The organism is Polluticoccus soli, assembly GCF_029269745.1.
GTDB lineage: Bacteria > Bacteroidota > Bacteroidia > Chitinophagales > Chitinophagaceae > Polluticoccus > Polluticoccus soli.
Map to the genome: position 1 here is coordinate 1,397,910 of NZ_JARJHT010000001.1, position 18,334 is coordinate 1,416,243.

Here is an 18,334-nt window from a genome sequence, read left to right on the forward strand (position 1 = left end):
AACCTGCAACCATTGCAGGTTTTTTCTATTTTTAAGATATGAGGTGGATTTACCTGGTTCTGCTGGTATTGATCTTTTTGCTGGAACGCTGTTATGGCCAGGCCAACAGCGAAGAAATAGCTGTGGGCAGAATTCTTATTTGCCTGCAAAACGGTCAGCAGTCACAATACACCAGCCTGTTCCCGACATTTGACACACTCTGCACTACGCTACGTGAATACAAGGACGAGAACCAGAATGAGATGAGGAAAGTAATGCGTATGCAGCGCGATTCGCAGCAGTTGAAGCAGTTCGACCCGGTGTATAACACCCAAATATCAGACGATTTTGATCGCATACGCGCGAAGGGTCACGATTCTGGCCTCCATTGGACTGATATGGTAATGGCACGCTACGAACTGGAAAAAATGATGCTGCCGCGTGAGTTGATCGGGTTGCCTAAGATCATGCCGTTACGCTTACAGGGCTACATATTTGTGGAAGACATGCTTACCCGTCGCAGGTACGTGGTAGGGGTGAGGGATGTTTTCACTTTTAAAGACAAATGGTATGGCGGCCGGCTGGTAAATGTGTTCGAGGCCGATAACATAGATGAATACCTGGAAAAGTTTGCGCAGGAACGAAGGATAGAAAAAGAACGACTGCTGAACGAGATGTATGGCGTAGCTGAAGTAGCAGAAACAACACCCGTTGCAAAACCTGCGCCCGATCCGCTGGCGCAACAGCAGGACGATGACGATGAACAGGAAAAAGAAAAACCTACCAGGGAAATTGTAGAACGTAAATATTATAAGGGGACTTTTGATGAGACCCCGGTAGAACTTTATATCCGTGGCATGAAAGGACCTTGCCCCGAAACTGTTTGTACCTGGGAGGCTATGTACCGCTTCCAGGACATGGATGAATTCATTAAGCTCGAGGTGTTCAAGGGACCCGATGGCATCTGGCATTTTAACGAGGAACCTGAAGTAGGTGCTATGGAGCTGAAACTGCAGGGTGATAAATTTACCGGCGGATGGATGTCGCTAAAAGACAAGACTGAGTATGAAGTAACTCTGACCGAGCAGAAGGAAGTGCGTGGCAAAAAGCTGATGCAGATGGATACCATCCTGGAAAATGACCTGTTTTCGAACTAGTCTTATATTGCCATAATGAATACTGAACAGTTAGCGTTTCCCCAACACTTACCTTTATCAAAATTGATAAGAAGAGCATATGCAGCACCCGGCTATTAGCACTTTAGGACAACTTATAGAGGCAGGATATACAGCCAAAACGGTAAAGGAGGAAGTGCGTCATAACCTCATCCGCTCGATACAGGAGAAGCAGTCCCCGTTCAAAGGCATATTAGGTTATGAAGATTCGGTTATTCCTGATGTAGAAAGAGCGATCCTGTCGCGTCATAATATTTTATTCCTTGGTTTGCGTGGACAAGCGAAAACCCGCATGGCCCGCGAGATGGTTAGTCTGCTCGACGAATGGATACCGGTAATAGCGGGTAGCGAGATCAATGACAGTCCGTTTGCGCCCATTTCTTTATATGCCCGCAACCTGCTGGCAGAGAAGGGCAATGATACCCCTATTGCCTGGTTGCATCGCAGCGAACGTTATGGCGAGAAACTGGCAACTCCTGATGTTTCTGTAGCCGACCTGATAGGTGACGTAGATCCAATTAAAGCGGCCAACCTGCGTTTAAGTTTTGCAGATGAACAAGTGATACACTACGGTATCATACCACGCTCTCACCGCGGGATATTCGTGATCAATGAGCTGCCTGACCTGCAGGCCAGGATACAGGTATCGCTGTTCAATATTTTGCAGGAAGGTGATATACAGATACGCGGTTTTAAACTTAGGCTACCACTCGATATTCTGTTCGTGTTTACTGCCAATCCCGAAGACTATACCAACCGGGGCAGCATTGTTACACCGCTGAAAGACCGGATAGAAAGCCAGATCATCACACACTATCCGCGCACAGTAGAAGTATCAAAAGCTATTACCGAGCAAGAAGCTGATGTATTGGAAGAACAATTGGAAAAGGTAGATGTTCCGGACCTTGGCAAAATGCTGATAGAGCAGATAGCCATGGAAGCCCGTAAGAGCGAATACGTCGATCAGAAAAGCGGTGTATCTGCACGTCTTACCATATCTGCCTACGAAAACCTTGTAAGCACTGCCGAGCGTCGCGCGTTGAAGTATGGCAGCGACAAAACAATGATGCGGCTCGCCGATTTTGTTGGTGTGATCCCTTCTATTACCGGTAAGATAGAGCTGGTGTACGAAGGTGAACAGGAAGGTGCGCTCAACGTTGCCTACCGCTTGCTGGGATTGGCGATTCGTTCGGTCTTCACCCAATACTTTCCCGATCCGCAAAGTTTCAAAAAGGCTGGTGGACAAAAATCAAAACCTGTTGTTAATCCCTACCAATCAGTGATCGACTGGTTTGGGAAAGGCAATGAGCTGGTGCTCTTACAGGATTCAAATGATGAAACATACCGCCAGAAACTTTATGAAGTAGATGGTCTGTATGCTGCGGTGAAACAATATTATCCTAAAGCCGATGAAGTACAGGCGGCGTTGCTGATGGAGTTCCTGTTGCACGGACTGTCGGAGTTCTCATTGATCAGCAAAAAAGGTGTAGTGTCCGGAGGATACTCCTTTGCAGACATGCTGGGCAGCATGCTCAACATCCATTTGAGCGATGAAGATGATGAAGAAGAAGAGGAGGATTTTTAACGATGCACGACCTATCAATTGAAGTATTCTTCCGCACAGCGCGTAGCGGAGGCAAAGGCGGTCAGAATGTGAACAAGGTAGAGACCATGGCCGAAGCATGGTGGCATATCGATTCCTCACAAGCTGTTACCCAGGAAGAGAAAGAATGGATAAAAGATAAGCTGAAGAATCGTATCAATAAGGAAGGGTATCTTATTGTAAAAAGCAGTGAGACGCGTTCGCAGCTGGAGAATAAGCACATCGCGCTGCATAAACTTCAGGAGCTGGTCACACAGGCTACGATCAAACCAAAGAAACGCAAGCCAACGAAAGTCTCCAAGGCAGCAAAAGAAAGGCGCCTTGAGTCCAAGCGCCGTGATTCTGAAAAAAAGCAAATGAGGCGTAAAGACTGGTAACTAGTCTATACGTTTTATGTCTGCGCCAAGCGCCCGTAAACGCTCGTCGATTCGTTCGTATCCTCGATCGATCTGGTCGATGTTTTGGATGACACTCTTGCCTTGCGCCGATAGAGCAGCGATCAGTAGTGCCACACCAGCACGGATATCCGGAGATACCATTGGTATGCCACGTAGAGGTACCTGCCTGTTGAGGCCAATGACTACCGCACGGTGCGGATCGCAGAGCACGATCTGAGCACCCATTTCTATCAGCTTATCGACAAAGAACAAACGACTTTCAAACATCTTCTGGTGAACCAGCACAGTGCCTTTAGCTTGTGTTGCTACTACCAGCACAATACTTAGTAGATCGGGCGTAAAGCCTGGCCATGGATGATCATAGACAGTGAGTATTGATCCATCGATGAACGTATGAATCTTGTAATTCTCTTGTGCTGGTACATGGATATCATCGCCCTTGATCTCCAGTTGTATGCCTAACCGTTGAAAAGTTTCGGGTATGATGCCGAGGTGTTGAACCCCTGCATTCTTAATAGTGATCTCGCTCTTCGTCATGGCTGCAAGGCCAATAAAGGAACCAACTTCGATCATGTCTGCCAGCATCGTGTGCGTGCAGCCTCTCAGTTTTTTAACTCCTTCAATGGTCAGCATATTCGACCCGATACCGCTGATGCGTGCGCCCATGTTATTGAGCATACGCGCCAGTTGCTGCACATACGGTTCGCAGGCAGCGTTATAAATGGTGGTAATACCTTCGGCCATAACAGCTGCCATAATGATGTTGGCTGTACCTGTTACTGAAGGCTCTTCGAGCATGATATGGGCACCGGCCAAGTGATGCCCATCCAGGCTGAACATATACTCTTCTGCATCGTAATGGAACTTTACACCGAGCCTTTCGAAGCCACGGATATGGGTATCAAGCCTTCTGCGGCCTATTTTATCGCCACCCGGTTGCGGTATATGCGCTTTGCGGAAACGTGCCAGCATTGGGCCTGCAAGCATTACAGCACCACGCAGCTTGCCCGATTTCTTTTTGAAAGTTTTATCGGTAAAGTACTCGGTATTGATATCTCTTGCATGCAGTTTAACTGTATTAGGTGCCGGGCGTTCAACTTTTACGCCCATGTCGCCCAGCAATTCAATAAGCGTGTTGACATCCAGAATATCCGGAACGTTTTTAAATGTTACAGGTTCATCTGTGAGCAGTGCTGCACACAAAACCTGTAAGGCTTCGTTTTTAGCACCTTGAGGCGTAATGATGCCTTTAAGCGGATTACCGCCCCTTATCTCGAAAGCGCCCATCTAAGCTTATTTGTTCTTGTTTTTGAATTTACGGTTTTTATTGTAGTTACCACCACCACCGTAGTTGCCGCCCTGGCCGCCACCGCCGCGTTGGCCACCCTGGCTACCGCCACCACCTTTAAAGTTGCGGTTGCGATTGCCGCCACCCCCTCCCTGGTTTTGCTTAAAGTTACTGCGCGTATCGAAGTATACCTTGTATCCCCCTGGCTCATAATGCAGCTCACCATTGCTCAATTCGGCCAGTTCACTTTTGATCATATCGTCGTGAACAGGCTCTTTATGCCAGTTGGTGTACGCGAGCTTCATGTAATAACCGATGGCCTGTGTGAAGCCTTGCTTTTTCTCGGGGTCTGTTTCTGCCAAAGCTTTTTGTATCAGCGCATCCAGGTTCTTACCCATGTGGCGGTGTTTGATACTGGCTTGCGGATAAGGCAGTACTTCAGGTTTCCTGTATAGCTCTTCCGGTGTTGGTGGAGGATATGGTGCGTCAACGTCCAGTTTAAAGTCGGTCATCTGAACCAGGTGATCCCACAATTTATGCTTGTAGTCTTCAATGGTCTTTAGGTGTGGGTTCAGTGTGCCCATCAGTTCTATGATGGCCTCAGCATTTTTGCGGCGCTTATCGCGGTCTTCAATGGTCATCAGGTACTCTACCATCCTCTGCACATTCCGTCCGTATTCAGGCATCAGCAGTTTGCTGCGCGTAGTATTATATTCCATTACCAGAGTAAAAGTTTAAAATGTTGTAATAAAAAATCATTCCCTCTAACGAGGCGCGTGTAAGCGTATTGTTGGTTGAAAAACAAGTGGCAAGTCTTAAATCCTGGGGGAGGGGTGGACAATATTGCCGGGGTACGCTAAAGCAAATATAGGGATTTATATTTCAAAGCAATATTTGATCTCGAGCAGCCAATGACAGAGCTATTGCCAGATTATTTGCATTTTTACACGATGAACTGGGCCAGCCTCTACAGCGCCAAAAGAACCGGGGACAGACAAGGGAAGACCTTCAATCCGGACCAGGTGCGCAACTCATTTTTAAGGGATTACGACCGTATAATATTCTCTTCGGCCTTTCGCAGGCTGCAGAATAAGACGCAGGTGTTTCCCTTACCGCGTGCAGTTTTTGTGCACAATAGGCTGACGCACAGCCTGGAGGTGGCCTCTGTTGGCCGTTCTTTAGGTAAATCTGCTGGTGATGCCCTAGCTGAGAAATACGGACCGGTCAATGAAACGTTTGCTGAGTTTTATAAATATGAGTTGCCATCTGTAATAGCTGCTGCCTGCTTAGCGCACGATATCGGTAATCCACCTTTTGGGCATTCGGGTGAGGACGCGATACGTACCTATTTTACCACCCTTGAAGGCGATAGCCGGAAGATGGTACACGATGCACTTAGCGAGAACCAGCTGAAAGACCTGGAAAAGTTTGAAGGTAACTCGAATGCATTCAGGATACTTACCAACAATTTCAATGAGATCGATCCCGGAGGATACCGCCTAACATACGCTACCCTTGCCTCGATCGTTAAATACCCCTGTGCATCGGTCGAGGGCTTCAACAAGAGTACCGGACTGATAGCTACGAAGAAATCCGGCTTTTTCGATAGCGAACTAGATGTATACAAGCAAATAGCTGCGGAACTGGAGATACCTAAAACCGAAGGCTTTGAACATGTATACTCTCGACATCCATTCGTTTTCCTGACCGAAGCAGCTGACGACATATGCTACCGTATCATCGATATGGAAGATGCACATCGCCTCCACATCTTAACACTGTATACGATCAAGGAGCTTTTTTACCCATTCTTTGAAAAAGAATCCGAATATTATAACACCCTGGAATATCTCGATAAGAAAGTAAACAGCCTTGTAGACGATAATCAGAAGGTGCAATTCATTCGCGCTAAGTGGATAGGCCTGATGACAGAGAAGCTGTCGAAGGCGTTTATGGATAATGAAGAAGCACTTTTAGCGGGTACTTTGCAAAAGGACCTGATGAAATGCCTGCCTAAACATGAGCAGGAGCTGATTGACCGGATCAATGATTTCTCGTACAAGTATATTTACAATTATAAGTCAGTTGTAGAGATAGAAATTGCAGGTTACAATGTAATAGGTGGTTTGCTGAAAGAGTTTGTGCATGCCGTGTTGTATCATGGCCAAGCCAAGTCGGGCAAACTCCTGCAACTGGTATCAAAACAGTTCCCACTTAAGTTGACAGCAGACAGTTTGTATAGCGATATACAGTCGATAGTTGACTTTATATCTGGCATGACCGATCTGTATGCAATAGACATGTACCGCAAGATCACTGGTATTAACGTGCCTGAAATAAGATAGTATGCACCCGTCGCAGTTAAGAATAGAAGATTTTACCTACAACCTTCCTGATGAGAAGGTGGCGCAGTACCCTTTGGCAGAACGGGATAGTTCGAAACTACTGGTATATAAAAGCGGCCAAATATCAGATTCTTCTTACAGCAAGTTGCCGGATCACCTCCCGTCAAACGCACTCTTGGTATTCAACCAGACCAAGGTTATACACGCGCGGCTGCTGTTTAAGAAAGAAACCGGTGGTGTCATAGAAGTTTTTTGCCTGGAACCGCATCAGCAATATGCTGATGTGCAAACGGCTATGCTGCAAAGTGGCAAGGTTTGGTGGAAATGCATGATTGGCGGCGCCAGCAAGTGGAAATACGGGATGGTGCTGAGTATCCACCATAATGGTCCCGATTTCACCCTGAGCGCAACGATCGTGGAGCGGGAGCAAAGTACGTTCACTCTGGAGCTCACTTGGGATTCGGAACTGACATTTGCTGAAGTCTTACATCATGTTGGTAAGGTACCCTTGCCCCCCTATCTGCATCGCGAAGCTGAGCAAGGCGATGAATCTACTTACCAGACCGTTTACGCCAAAGTAGAAGGCAGCGTCGCGGCCCCTACGGCAGGTCTGCATTTTACCGAGCAGCTGCTCAATAGACTTAGCGAAAAAGGTATCACCAAAGAGTATGTGACCTTGCACGTAGGTGCGGGAACCTTCAAGCCGGTAAAGTCTGAAACCATGAAGGAGCACGAGATGCATGCAGAGTGGATAGATGTGTCTATAGAGACCTTACAGAACCTCATATCTAATCTTGGCAAACATGTCGTCGCCGTAGGAACCACCTCTATGCGCACGTTGGAAAGCTTGTACTGGATAGGTGCTAAGCTGCTACAGGGTTTAACGCCTGATTTCGCGGAAATCGCAGTTCACCAGTGGGATCCCTATGAGTTGACGGCCGATATACCAACTGAAAAGGCGCTTCGGGCGGTTATAGATTACTTGTTACTGGCCAAACAATCCAAACTGGTTACCAGAACACAAATACTCATAGCGCCAGGTTATACACCAAGGGTTGTAAAAGGCCTTATTACCAATTTCCATCAGCCGCAATCTACCCTCTTGCTGCTCGTGGCGGCTCTTATCGGTAATGATTGGCGAAAGGTCTATGATCATGCACTGGCGAACGACTATCGCTTTCTCAGCTATGGAGATGGTTGTTTATTAATGCCTTAAGTCACGATTATTAAGGAATTATTATCTCCGGCGCGTCCGGTAGCTATTTACTAGATTTGTCGGTAAATTTCGACACTTTGACCACGAAAGAGTTTATAGCTGCGGCATTGAAAGAAGATATTGGTTCTGGCGATCATTCTACACTGGCCGCCATTCCGAAAGACGCAAAAGGTAAGGCGGTTCTGAAAGTAAAGGAGAACGGCATATTGGCTGGCGTGGACCTTGCTCAGGAAATATTTCGTTTCCTGGAACCTGATACCAGTTTTTCTATCTATAAACACGACGGCGACGTAGTAGCACATGGCGATGTGGCATTTGAAGTAGCGGCTGACGTTCATACCATTCTACAAGCAGAGCGCCTTACGCTCAATTGCATGCAGCGCATGAGTGGTATTGCAACGCTGACTCGCAAATACGTTGATAAGATCAAAGACTATAAAACCAAAATACTCGACACCCGAAAGACAACTCCGCTATTCCGTACATTTGAAAAGCAGGCAGTGCTTATTGGAGGCGGGCAGAATCACCGGATAGGTCTGTATGATATGGTGATGCTCAAAGACAACCATATCGATTTTTGTGGCGGTATCGAAAAAGCCATAGAGCGCACTAATGAATACCTCAAAGCAAATGAGCTGGATCTGAAGATAGAAGTCGAAACCCGTTCGCTTGACGATGTAAGAAGAATACTGGCGGTAGGTGGCGTACACCGTATTATGCTTGATAATTACAACCCTGAGTTGTTGAAACAAGCTGTAGAACTGATTGCCGGCAAATATGAAACGGAAGCATCGGGGGGTATCAACCTCAACAATATAGTAGACTACGCAAAAACAGGTGTCGATTACATTTCTGTTGGAGCGATCATTCACCACGCAGTAAGCATGGATCTCAGCCTGAAAGCGCAAATTCTATGAGTAAACAGCACCTGGTCTTCGTGATCAATCAAAAGTCGGGAGTAGACAGAAGAAAAAGTGTACAGCAGGCGATAGACAAGAGACTTGATCTGAACAGGTTCAGTTATGAAATAGTTCACACCGAATATCCCAAACACGGAACATTCATTGCCCGTGAAGCTGCTGCAAAAAAAGCTTATGCTGTGGTAGCTGTCGGCGGAGATGGTTCCGTAAACGATATAACCGCCGGGCTTTGGGGCTCAGACACCGCGCTGGCTATTGTTCCTAAAGGTTCGGGTAATGGTATGGCGCGTACGCTGGGCATTCCCCGAAACACCGAGCAAGCCATCGACATTATCAACAAAGGCAACCTTACTAAAATAGATATTGGCTTTGCTAATGGCGTGCCTTTTATCAGCAATGCGGGTGTGGCATTTGACGTGTTGATCTCTAACGAATTTGCTAAAAGCACTCGCCGTGGATTTGCTATTTACAGCTGGTTGGTCACCAAACATCTTTGGATGTACAAAGAGAACGACTGGACCATCAAGATAGACGGCAACGAAGTAAAAGAGAAAGCTTTTATCATCAGTGTCGCCAATGGCAAGCAGTTTGGTTACAATTTCCAGATTGCCCCTGAAGCTAGCTGGACAGATGGGCTTTTCGATATAATCGTGATCCGTAAATTCCCCAAAATGCTTGGCGGACAATTAGTGATAAAGGCAATGAATGGATCGCTCACCCAGAGCAAGTATGTTCAACACTACCGGGGTAAAGAGGTGGTTATTTCTCATCCATTATTGAACATGATGCAGTTGGATGGTGATGCGCGACCTTGTGAACATACCGTGCGGTTCCACCTGGAGCAATGTGCTCAGAAAGTGGTTGTTCCTTAGCTTCTTTTGTGCTTCCAACGCTTGTGCGTCCATAGCCAGTTGGCTGGCTGACTATGCAACTGCTGCACCATGAACTGCACATACTGCTGCATTACGAAACCATTTTCGGTATGGCTCGCGTCTTCAGTCAATAGATGTAAATGGATATTGTAATAACCACGTTTCACCTTATTAATGCCGGCGAATACTACAGCTGCCTTCGCTCTACGGGCAAGCTTTTCAGGGCCGTTAAAGAAAGCCGTTTCGCGGTTCATAAAGTTCAGCCATACTGCATGTTGTAATGCCGAGGGGTTTTGGTCGGCAACCAGTCCAACAATGTACCGGACACCTTCAAGTCGTTGCATTGCTTTTTTCGCTTTCATTGATATCAGCCATGCTCCACTCCTGGTCCTGGCTTTTATCATTAGTTTGTCGAATGCTTCGCTGGTTGCCGGCATATAGAAGCCCACGAATTGCTGAGCCACGTTATATTGGCAAACTACATTGGCCCATTCCCAGTTGAAAGTGTGACCTAGCAGGGCATAGGTGTTCTTTTCTTTAGCGTCTACCTGGTGAAACACTTCCCAGTTGCCAGTTACGCGCTTATTAAGTTCTTTCTGAGAGATAGAAAGTAGTTTGATCGTCTCTATCCACTGGTCGCAGAAATTGCGGTAGAACTCTTTGCGTATAGCCAGCAGTTCCTGTTCGGTCTTCTGCGGAAAGGCATGTTGGAGGTTATCCATAACAATAGCCTTCCGATAACCGACAAGGTGGTATACGATGATATAAAAAAGATCGGACAACAGGTATAATACCTGCAGTGGAAGTAATGATATTGGATAAAGAAGGACTAACAGCAAATAATACATGCCGCCACAATATTACTGTGCTGACTAATGCGACCCTGTAAGGTTATATATCTTCTGGATCTGCTTCAATACGGCTTCAAAATCTATATTCAGATCTTTCAGTAACCCTGTTTTCAGATCAAAGACCCAACCGTGAACAACAGGATAGCCATTCTCCGCATACGATTTCTGAACCACTGCAGTTTTGATCACATTCCTGCACTGTTCCACTACGTTCAATTCTACCAGCCTGTTGTATTTCTCATGCTCGTCCTTTATTCCATCTAGCTCATCTTCGTGGAGGCGGTATACATCCCTGATATTTCGTAACCATGGATTGAGAATACCCATGTCTTTTGGCGTCATGGCAGCCTTTACGCCGCCACAGTTATAATGACCACAAACAATAATGTGTTTTACGTGCAGGTTCGCCACCGCATAGTTGATCACCGACATTACATTCAAATCGATGTTGGCCACAAGGTTGGCAATGTTCCGGTGCACAAACACCTCTCCCGGCTCCAGGCCCATGATCTCATTGGCCGGAACGCGGCTGTCGGAACAGCCTATATACAAGTAATCAGGTTCCTGGTCACTGGCGAGTTTTGCAAGGAAGTCCTTATCAGTTGCCACTTTTTCGGCTACCCATTTCCTGTTGTTCTCGAAGAGCTGTTCGTATGTTGCCATGGTGCAATATTACGCAAGCAGGCTTGAAATAAAGATTTATAATAACCACCATATCCGTTAATTTTACGCCCTCAAATCAAGCAAATGAAACTGGTTACATATTCTAAGCAAGGCACAGAGCAGCTTGCTTTCCTGGTAGACAATTTACTGTACGACACTAATGCAGTTAACGCTGCGTTGCCTACTACAATGAAAGAGCTGCTGAATAACTGGGAGCAGCTTATTGGCACAGCTCGTGAAGCAGAGCAGCAAGTAAAAGCTGGTAAGAGTAGCGTGCAAGGCATGCCGTATGAAACTGCCACCGTGTTAGCGCCAGTCCCTAATCCTACGTCGTGCCGCGATGGCTATGCGTTCAGGCAGCACGTGGCCGCGGCCCGTCGCAACCGTAAGGTAGATATGATAGCTGAATTCGACCAGTATCCTATCTTCTACTTCACCAATCACAACGCCATACAGGGGCCGGGGGAAATACGTTGCATGCCCGATCATTTCCAGAAACTGGATTTTGAACTGGAATCATCGATTGTCTTGTGCAAAAAAGGTAGGAACATCAAAGCTGAAGAAGCGGACGAATATATAGCCGGCTACATGATCATGAATGACATGAGCGCCCGTACACTGCAAATGGAAGAAATGTTACTAAACCTCGGACCTGCAAAAGGAAAGGACTTCAGTACGGTAATAGGCCCAATGCTGGTTACACCAGATGAGCTGGAGCCGTATAAAGTGCCTGCTAAAGAAGGCCATGTTGGTAATAACTACAGCTTGAAAATGCGTTGCTGGGTGAATGGTGTGTTGGTAAGCGAAGGCAATACAGCTGACATGGACTGGACTTATGCTGAGATTGTTGAACGTTGTGCTTATGGTGCTGACATTCTTCCGGGCGATGTTATTGGTAGTGGTACTGTAGGTACAGGTTGTTTCCTCGAGCTGAACGGGACAGGGCTGCTCAACGATCCTAACTACAAAGTGCAATGGCTGCAGCCTGGTGATGTTGTAGAAATGGAGATCGATGGCCTAGGCAAGCTTAAGAATACTATAGTTGCTGAAAACACTGACTGGAGCATTTTGAACCTGAAAAAGAAATAACAACCAATGAGTTTTTCGAAAAGTTCGGTAATAGGTGTAGTGGGTGCGGGCGCTATGGGTGCAGGTATTGCTCAAGTCGCTGCGATGGCCGGGCATTCTGTAGTATTGTATGATACCAACCATGCCGCGCTTGAAAAGGCTAAAGCTAACCTGCAGCAAAGCCTGCAAAAGCTTGTTGAGAAAGGTAAGATCAGCAACGCGCAGGAAATACTTGACCGCTATACCTACGCTACAGAACTAACGGAGTTCGCAACCTGCAAGCTGATCATTGAAGCGATCATTGAAAATCTGGAGGTTAAAAAGAAACTCTTTGGTGCTATTGAGCAAATAGTAAAAGAGGACTGCGTGCTTGCTAGTAACACATCTTCTCTTTCTGTCACGTCGATAGCGGCAGCCTGCCATAGGCCGGACCGCGTATTGGGTTTGCACTTCTTCAATCCGGCACCGCTGATGGCGCTGGTAGAGGTGATTCCAGCCGTACAAACTGACGAGGCTCTTATAACAGAAGCAAAAGAGTTAATGACTGCATGGGGCAAAGTGCCGGTTATTACAAAAGATACTCCTGGCTTTATTGTAAACCGTGTAGCCCGTCCGTTTTATGGCGAAGCAATTCGTATCTATGAAGAAGGCGTTGCTGATATAGCAACGATTGACTGGGCAATGACGTCGCTCGGTGGTTTCAAAATGGGGCCATTTACATTGATGGACTACATTGGGCATGATGTGAACTATGTAGTTACTGAAACTGTTTTCCAATCGTTCTTCTTCGATCCGCGTTATAAACCTTCGTTCTCTCAAAAGCGCTTGCTGGAGGCAGGATGGCTGGGGCGTAAAACCGGACGTGGTTTTTACAATTATACAGAAGGTGCCGTTCTGCCCGAACCAACTAAAGACGAAACGCTTGGCCGTAAAATTGTTGAGCGTATAGTAGTCATGCTGATCAACGAAGCAGTAGAAGCATTGCACCTGAATATCGCATCCGCAAAAGATCTCGACCTCGCGATGACCAAAGGCGTAAATTATCCCAAAGGTTTATTGCAGTGGTGCGACGAATGGGACACGAAAAATGTATTGAATATCCTCGATGGCCTGTATGCAGAATACCACGAAGACCGCTACAGGGCCAGCGCACTGCTTCGCAAAGCAGTAGCTAACGATCAAAAATTATCAGCTTAAATACTTCCGATAAATAGTTGTGGGGCAACACCCATAGCTATTACCAGAGCGCAGGTAAAGCCCAGCAGGACTTTATCTGTGCTGCTGACTTCGGTAGACAGTTCAGGATTACCGTCCTTGAAGTACATAGCCATGATAACGCGGAAGTAGTAGTATACGCTTATCGCTGCCATCAGCAATCCGAAAATTACCAGCCAGAACAGTTGTCCATTTTCTACAGCAGCTAGTAGTACAAAGTACTTAGCCATAAAGCCACCTGTCAGTGGTATACCAGCCAGGGAAAGAATGAATATCGTCGTAAAGAATGCCAGGGCAGGTTCGCGCTTAGCCAGGCCGTTGAAACCATCGTAAGTGTTGTCTTTCAGTTTCATCAGAACGGCAAACACACCGATAGTCGCAACACTATAAGCAACTGCATAAATGGTCATACCCTGCCATGAAGTAGCATTAACTGCTACTACAGCAAACAGCATAAAACCAGCTTGTGCTATAGATGAATAAGCCAGCATACGTTTTACGCTCTGCTGGAATACGGCAGTGACGTTACCTACCAACAAAGTAGCTGCTGCTACGATAGCAAGTATCATCATCCAATGGTTGCTGAGTCCTGCGAACGAAACTGCGAAAAGGCGAAGGAAACCGACGAAAGCACCTGCCTTAACAATAGTAGACATGTAAGCAGTAAACGGAGTAGGAGCGCCGTCATAAACGTCAGGGGTCCACATGTGCATAGGTGCTGCAGAAACCTTGAAGCCAAACGCGATGAGCAGGAACATGATACCTGCCAGTGCCATTGGGTTCAACATGTTAGACTGCATGAAAGTGAAAGCAGTAACATTGAATGAGCCTGTAGCGCCATATAGCAGGGTGATACCCATCATCAGGATGCCTGTTGAGAAAGCACCCATCAGGAAGTATTTCAGAGAAGCTTCACTGCTTTTCAGGTTACGTTTGTCGCTGCCAGCCAGTATGTACTGGGGTATAGACATGATCTCGATGCCGAGGAACAACATCAGCAGGTTGTTATATCCTGCCAACAGGTAGACCCCAACCAGTATGAACGAAATAAGAGCAAAGTATTCAGCAACGTGTACACCCACCTTCCGCACTTCTTTATGCACCAACAGTGCATATAATACAGTGCAGCCGGTCATCAGCATACCGAACCAAAGAGAGTAGCGATCGATGCGCAGCATGTTATTGAACAAGATCTGAGGTTCATCACCAGCTTCCATCAGTTCCCATATGTTCACGCCAAACAGCAGCAGGAAGAGAACGATGGCAAAAGTTACCACAGACTTTTTGTCCTTTACCAGGAAGCCCGCGAACATCAAAAGAACACCTATTATCGTTGCAGCAATAATTGCTTTCATTGCAATTCAAAAATTAAAGTAAAATCAATAACTATGGAACGATCACACTTGCGGCAGTTGCCGTCATATCCAGCAATGGTGCCGGATACACACCCAGAACAATGATCAGCGCTATCACTATGGCCAGTCCTATATATTCGTTAACCGTCAGATCTTTAGAAACTACGGCAGCAACAGCATTGCCATACGCTGTCCGCTGCACCATGTTCAGTGTGTATACTGCACCCAGGATGATACCCAGACCTGCAATAACCATGAACACCATGCTATAGCTCGAAGCCGATTGGAACAAACCGTTGAAAAGCATGAACTCACCGATAAATCCGTTTGTCAGTGGCAGGGCGATATTGGCCAGCGAAATGATCACCAGCGATATTGCCATCAGAGGTGCGGTGATCGCCATGCCACCCAATTTGGTCATATCGCGTGTGCCCCAGCGCTGCTCTACCATGCTTACAATAAGCCAGAGACCAGCGATATTAATACCGTGGTTGAACATTTGCACCATCAGGCCATGAACACCTACCTGCGTCTGTGAGAATGCAGCGGCACTCATCAGTCCCATGTGCGCAATAGAAGAATAAGCTATCAGGCGCTTCAGGTCTGTTTGTACTATCGCCAGGCAAGAAGCGTATACAATTCCGATGATAGAAAGGATAATAACTGTTTCAGACCAGAAGGCAACACCTTCAGGCACTACCGGGATCAGCCAGCGCAGAGTTGCGAACATACCCATCTTCACCATCAGTGCACTCAGTATGATCGTTACCGGCGTTGGAGATTGTTCGTAAGTATCAGGCTGCCAGGTGTGAAACGGGAAGATCGGCATTTTGATAGCGAAGGCTATAAAAATGAGCCAGAACACCCATTGCTGCTGCTCAGCAGGTAACGAAGAACCTGCGCGTACGATATTTGCCCATGAATAAGCATCAGCACCCGGAGTTTGGAGCGACAGGTAGATCAAACCTGCCAGCATCATCAAGCTGCCTACAAACGTATAAACAAAGAACTTAAAGGTAACTGGTACGCGCCTTTCGCCACCCCATTGAGAGCAGAGGAAGTAAACAGGTATCAGGGCCAGTTCCCAGAAGAAGTAGAACAATAATGCGTCGTTTGCCAGGAAAACACCAGTGATACCAGCTTGTGAAAGTAGCATCAGTCCGTAAAAGGCCCCTGGTTTTTCAACTTCTTTATTCCAATTCACAATAAATACTACCAGCATTACAATAGCAGTTAGCAGACACAGCATTGCCCCCATACCATCTGCCATCAAGCTGAGTTGAGTTCCCAGCCTTGGTATCCATTCCATGCTCCACTGTGTAGTATCGCAGCAACTATAAGCACTTAAATAACCAGCAATGCCCAATGTTACCAGAGAGCTGACAAGCGCCAGGGTTTTACCATTATTGCCTGCTGCAAAGCTGAAAATACCAGCTAGCAAAGGCACCACTATGAGAAATATCAAGATCATAACGCTAATGCAATGTTTTGCAGTTGCTGTTTATACTACAGATTCCAGAAAAAACTTAAAGCAAATAATACCGTAATACCGATAACCATCACGAAGATATAGAAACCAACCTGGCCTGTTTGCAACATGCGCATACGGTCGCTACCCCAACGTACTGTTTTACCAACACCGTTTACCATACCGTCAATACCTGCTTTTTCTACGAAGCGGTTGAACGCGTTCGATACGCCGTTCAGCGGACGAACAATGATGATATCGTACAGTTCATCTACATACCATTTGTTTTCCAATACGGCAGCAAAACCTGTGTTCGGAATAAAGTTTGGACGTTTGGTAACACTGTATGCCACGATAATCATAACAATAACCAGCGTTGTCGAAACACCCATCAGCATCCATTCAGTAGCGTGTTCCAGGTGATGAACATTGAAATTGCTCACAACAGGCGCCAGATAGGTATTAAATGTATGATGTTCGCTAATAACTGGAGGCAGGCCAACATAACCACCTACAACCGATAGGATAGCCAGAACGATCAAAGGAATTGTGATAGCTGCGGGGCTTTCGTGTAAATGATGTTCTTGGTCATGTGTACCGCGGAAAGGACCGGTAAATGTCAGGAAGTACAGGCGGAACATATAGAAAGCAGTCATCATTGCACCTGCGAGCGCGAGGTAGAACAGCACGGGGTTGTGCGCGAATGCCGAAGCCAGGATCTCGTCTTTAGAGAAGAAACCAGAGAAGCCAGGAATACCTGCGATAGCCAAACAACCGATCAGGAAAGTGATCTGCGTGATTCGCATATGTTTACCCAGGCCACCCATTTTGCGGATGTCTTGTTCACCGCCCATAGCGTGAATAACACTGCCACTACCGAGGAACAGCAACGCCTTGAAGAACGCATGCGTCATCACGTGGAATACCGCGGTAGTATATGCGCCTACACCGAGTGCCAGGAACATAAAGCCAAGCTGGCTAACAGTAGAATAGGCCAGTACTTTTTTGATATCGTATTGCCTCATAGCGATGGTAGCCGCTAGTAAAGCTGTAGCCAGGCCGATGTAAGCAACAAGATTAAGAGCGAAAGGAGCGAGGTTATAAAGTGCTGAACTGCGAGCGATCATATAGATACCGGCGGTCACCATCGTCGCAGCGTGGATCAGGGCCGATACCGGGGTAGGACCCGCCATTGCGTCTGGAAGCCAGGTGTACAGAGGTATCTGAGCACTCTTACCGGTAGCGCCGATAAAGAAGCAGATAGCGATCCACGTATAAATGCTGTCGCCCGATGACGCGCCTTGCAGCTGGCCGAAGAAATCAGCGTAGGTCAGGGTGCCGAAGTGGAACAGCACCATCAGCATACCCACCAGGAAACCAAGGTCACCAATGCGGTTCATTACGAACGCTTTCTTTGCAGCGTTTGTGTAGTCGCGGTTCTTGAACCAGAAGCCAATGAGCAGGTAAGAACAAAGACCAACACCCTCCCAACCAATGAACATGATCAGGTAGTTGGCGCCCAATACCAGCAAAAGCATTGAGAACACGAACAGGTTCAGGTAGGCGAAATATTTCACCATGCCCTCGTCTTCGTGCATATAAGATGTAGAATACACGTGTATCAGGAAACCAATACCAGTGATAATAAGCAGGAACAAAGACGAAAGTGCATCTACCTGGAAGGCAAATGGGATGATCAGTTTACCCGAACGGATAAAATCGAACAGGTGTACCGTAGTAGCTGTACCTGCATTTTTTACTTCGAAGAAAATACCGAGCGACACCGCAAAAGAAGCCAGGATAGCCAGGCTACCAATAACGCCACCAGCAGTTTTAGGAATTCTCCTCCAACCGATACCATTGATCAGGAAACCGATAAGGGGGAATAAAGGAACTAAGTAAACTAAGTTAGTCAACG

General features: G+C 46.7%; 16 protein-coding genes. 9 read left to right on the forward strand and 7 right to left on the reverse strand.

Annotated elements, in window-relative coordinates; all coding sequences use genetic code 11:
• The first annotated feature begins 38 nt into the window (after positions 1 to 38).
• The 3 genes from P2W83_RS06150 to arfB all read left to right on the forward strand — a co-directional run bounded on the left by P2W83_RS06150 (position 39) and on the right by arfB (position 3,134).
• Positions 39 to 1,136 carry a hypothetical protein gene (locus tag P2W83_RS06150; RefSeq protein WP_276132827.1) on the forward strand — a complete coding sequence of 366 codons (1,098 nt, stop codon included), beginning with the start codon at positions 39 to 41 and terminating at the stop codon, positions 1,134 to 1,136.
• Positions 1,137 to 1,215: 79 nt separating this feature from the next.
• On the forward strand, positions 1,216 to 2,739 hold the full coding sequence (locus P2W83_RS06155) for a P-loop NTPase family protein (RefSeq protein ID WP_276132828.1): 1,524 nt from the start codon (positions 1,216 to 1,218) through the stop codon (positions 2,737 to 2,739).
• Between the two features lie 2 nt (positions 2,740 to 2,741).
• Positions 2,742 to 3,134: an alternative ribosome rescue aminoacyl-tRNA hydrolase ArfB gene (gene arfB / locus P2W83_RS06160; RefSeq protein ID WP_276132829.1), complete on the forward strand. Its 393-nt coding sequence runs from the start codon at positions 2,742 to 2,744 to the stop codon at positions 3,132 to 3,134.
• Here the strand turns inward: arfB and murA are convergent, their stop codons facing one another.
• Positions 3,135 to 4,442 (reverse strand): UDP-N-acetylglucosamine 1-carboxyvinyltransferase, encoded by a 1,308-nt coding sequence (gene murA, locus P2W83_RS06165; protein WP_276132830.1) that lies wholly within the window; start codon positions 4,440 to 4,442, stop codon positions 3,135 to 3,137.
• Between the two features lie 6 nt (positions 4,443 to 4,448).
• A complete protein-coding gene (locus tag P2W83_RS06170) occupies positions 4,449 to 5,162 on the reverse strand; it encodes a DUF4290 domain-containing protein (RefSeq protein WP_276132831.1) in 714 nt (237 codons plus the stop codon).
• A 192-nt stretch (positions 5,163 to 5,354) separates the two neighbouring features.
• On the opposite strand from P2W83_RS06170, the gene P2W83_RS06175 reads away from it, so the two are divergent.
• The 4 genes from P2W83_RS06175 (at position 5,355) to P2W83_RS06190 (ending at position 9,796) form a co-directional block, all read left to right on the forward strand.
• Entirely contained in the window at positions 5,355 to 6,788 is a 1,434-nt protein-coding gene (locus P2W83_RS06175; RefSeq protein ID WP_276132832.1) for a deoxyguanosinetriphosphate triphosphohydrolase, read from the forward strand.
• 1 nt (position 6,789) lies between these two features.
• A complete protein-coding gene (locus P2W83_RS06180) occupies positions 6,790 to 8,004 on the forward strand; it encodes an S-adenosylmethionine:tRNA ribosyltransferase-isomerase (RefSeq protein ID WP_276132833.1) in 1,215 nt (404 codons plus the stop codon).
• 77 nt (positions 8,005 to 8,081) lie between these two features.
• Positions 8,082 to 8,921 carry a carboxylating nicotinate-nucleotide diphosphorylase gene (nadC, locus tag P2W83_RS06185; protein ID WP_276132834.1) on the forward strand — a complete coding sequence of 280 codons (840 nt, stop codon included), beginning with the start codon at positions 8,082 to 8,084 and terminating at the stop codon, positions 8,919 to 8,921.
• Positions 8,918 to 9,796, forward strand: coding sequence for a diacylglycerol/lipid kinase family protein (locus P2W83_RS06190; RefSeq protein WP_276132835.1), 879 nt, complete (start codon positions 8,918 to 8,920; stop codon positions 9,794 to 9,796). The genes nadC and P2W83_RS06190 overlap by 4 nt, the downstream gene beginning before the upstream one ends.
• Here the strand turns inward: P2W83_RS06190 and P2W83_RS06195 are convergent.
• Together P2W83_RS06195 and P2W83_RS06200 are read right to left on the reverse strand one after the other, a co-directional pair.
• The gene (locus P2W83_RS06195; protein ID WP_276132836.1) at positions 9,793 to 10,644 is read right to left on the reverse strand and encodes a lysophospholipid acyltransferase family protein; all 852 of its coding nucleotides are present in this window, start codon (positions 10,642 to 10,644) and stop codon (positions 9,793 to 9,795) included. The genes P2W83_RS06190 and P2W83_RS06195 overlap by 4 nt on opposite strands.
• 24 nt (positions 10,645 to 10,668) lie before the next feature.
• Positions 10,669 to 11,310 (reverse strand): carbonic anhydrase, encoded by a 642-nt coding sequence (locus tag P2W83_RS06200; protein ID WP_276132837.1) that lies wholly within the window; start codon positions 11,308 to 11,310, stop codon positions 10,669 to 10,671.
• An 84-nt stretch (positions 11,311 to 11,394) separates the two neighbouring features.
• Between P2W83_RS06200 and P2W83_RS06205 the strand changes: the two genes are divergently transcribed.
• Together P2W83_RS06205 and P2W83_RS06210 are read left to right on the forward strand one after the other, a co-directional pair.
• Positions 11,395 to 12,399 carry a fumarylacetoacetate hydrolase family protein gene (locus tag P2W83_RS06205; RefSeq protein ID WP_276132838.1) on the forward strand — a complete coding sequence of 335 codons (1,005 nt, stop codon included), beginning with the start codon at positions 11,395 to 11,397 and terminating at the stop codon, positions 12,397 to 12,399.
• Positions 12,400 to 12,405: 6 nt separating this feature from the next.
• Positions 12,406 to 13,575, forward strand: a complete 1,170-nt coding sequence (locus tag P2W83_RS06210) for a 3-hydroxyacyl-CoA dehydrogenase NAD-binding domain-containing protein (protein WP_276132839.1) — start codon at positions 12,406 to 12,408, stop codon at positions 13,573 to 13,575.
• Here the strand turns inward: P2W83_RS06210 and P2W83_RS06215 are convergent.
• The 3 genes from P2W83_RS06215 to nuoL are packed head-to-tail and all read right to left on the reverse strand — an operon-like array spanning position 13,572 to position 18,332.
• Entirely contained in the window at positions 13,572 to 14,948 is a 1,377-nt protein-coding gene (locus tag P2W83_RS06215) for an NADH-quinone oxidoreductase subunit N (RefSeq protein WP_276132840.1), read from the reverse strand. The two genes, P2W83_RS06210 and P2W83_RS06215, sit on opposite strands and share 4 nt — an antisense overlap.
• Before the next feature lie 31 nt (positions 14,949 to 14,979).
• The gene (locus tag P2W83_RS06220; protein ID WP_276132841.1) at positions 14,980 to 16,419 is read right to left on the reverse strand and encodes a complex I subunit 4 family protein; all 1,440 of its coding nucleotides are present in this window, start codon (positions 16,417 to 16,419) and stop codon (positions 14,980 to 14,982) included.
• A 35-nt stretch (positions 16,420 to 16,454) separates the two neighbouring features.
• On the reverse strand, positions 16,455 to 18,332 hold the full coding sequence (gene nuoL, locus P2W83_RS06225) for an NADH-quinone oxidoreductase subunit L (protein WP_276132842.1): 1,878 nt from the start codon (positions 18,330 to 18,332) through the stop codon (positions 16,455 to 16,457).
• Positions 18,333 to 18,334 lie beyond the last annotated feature (2 nt).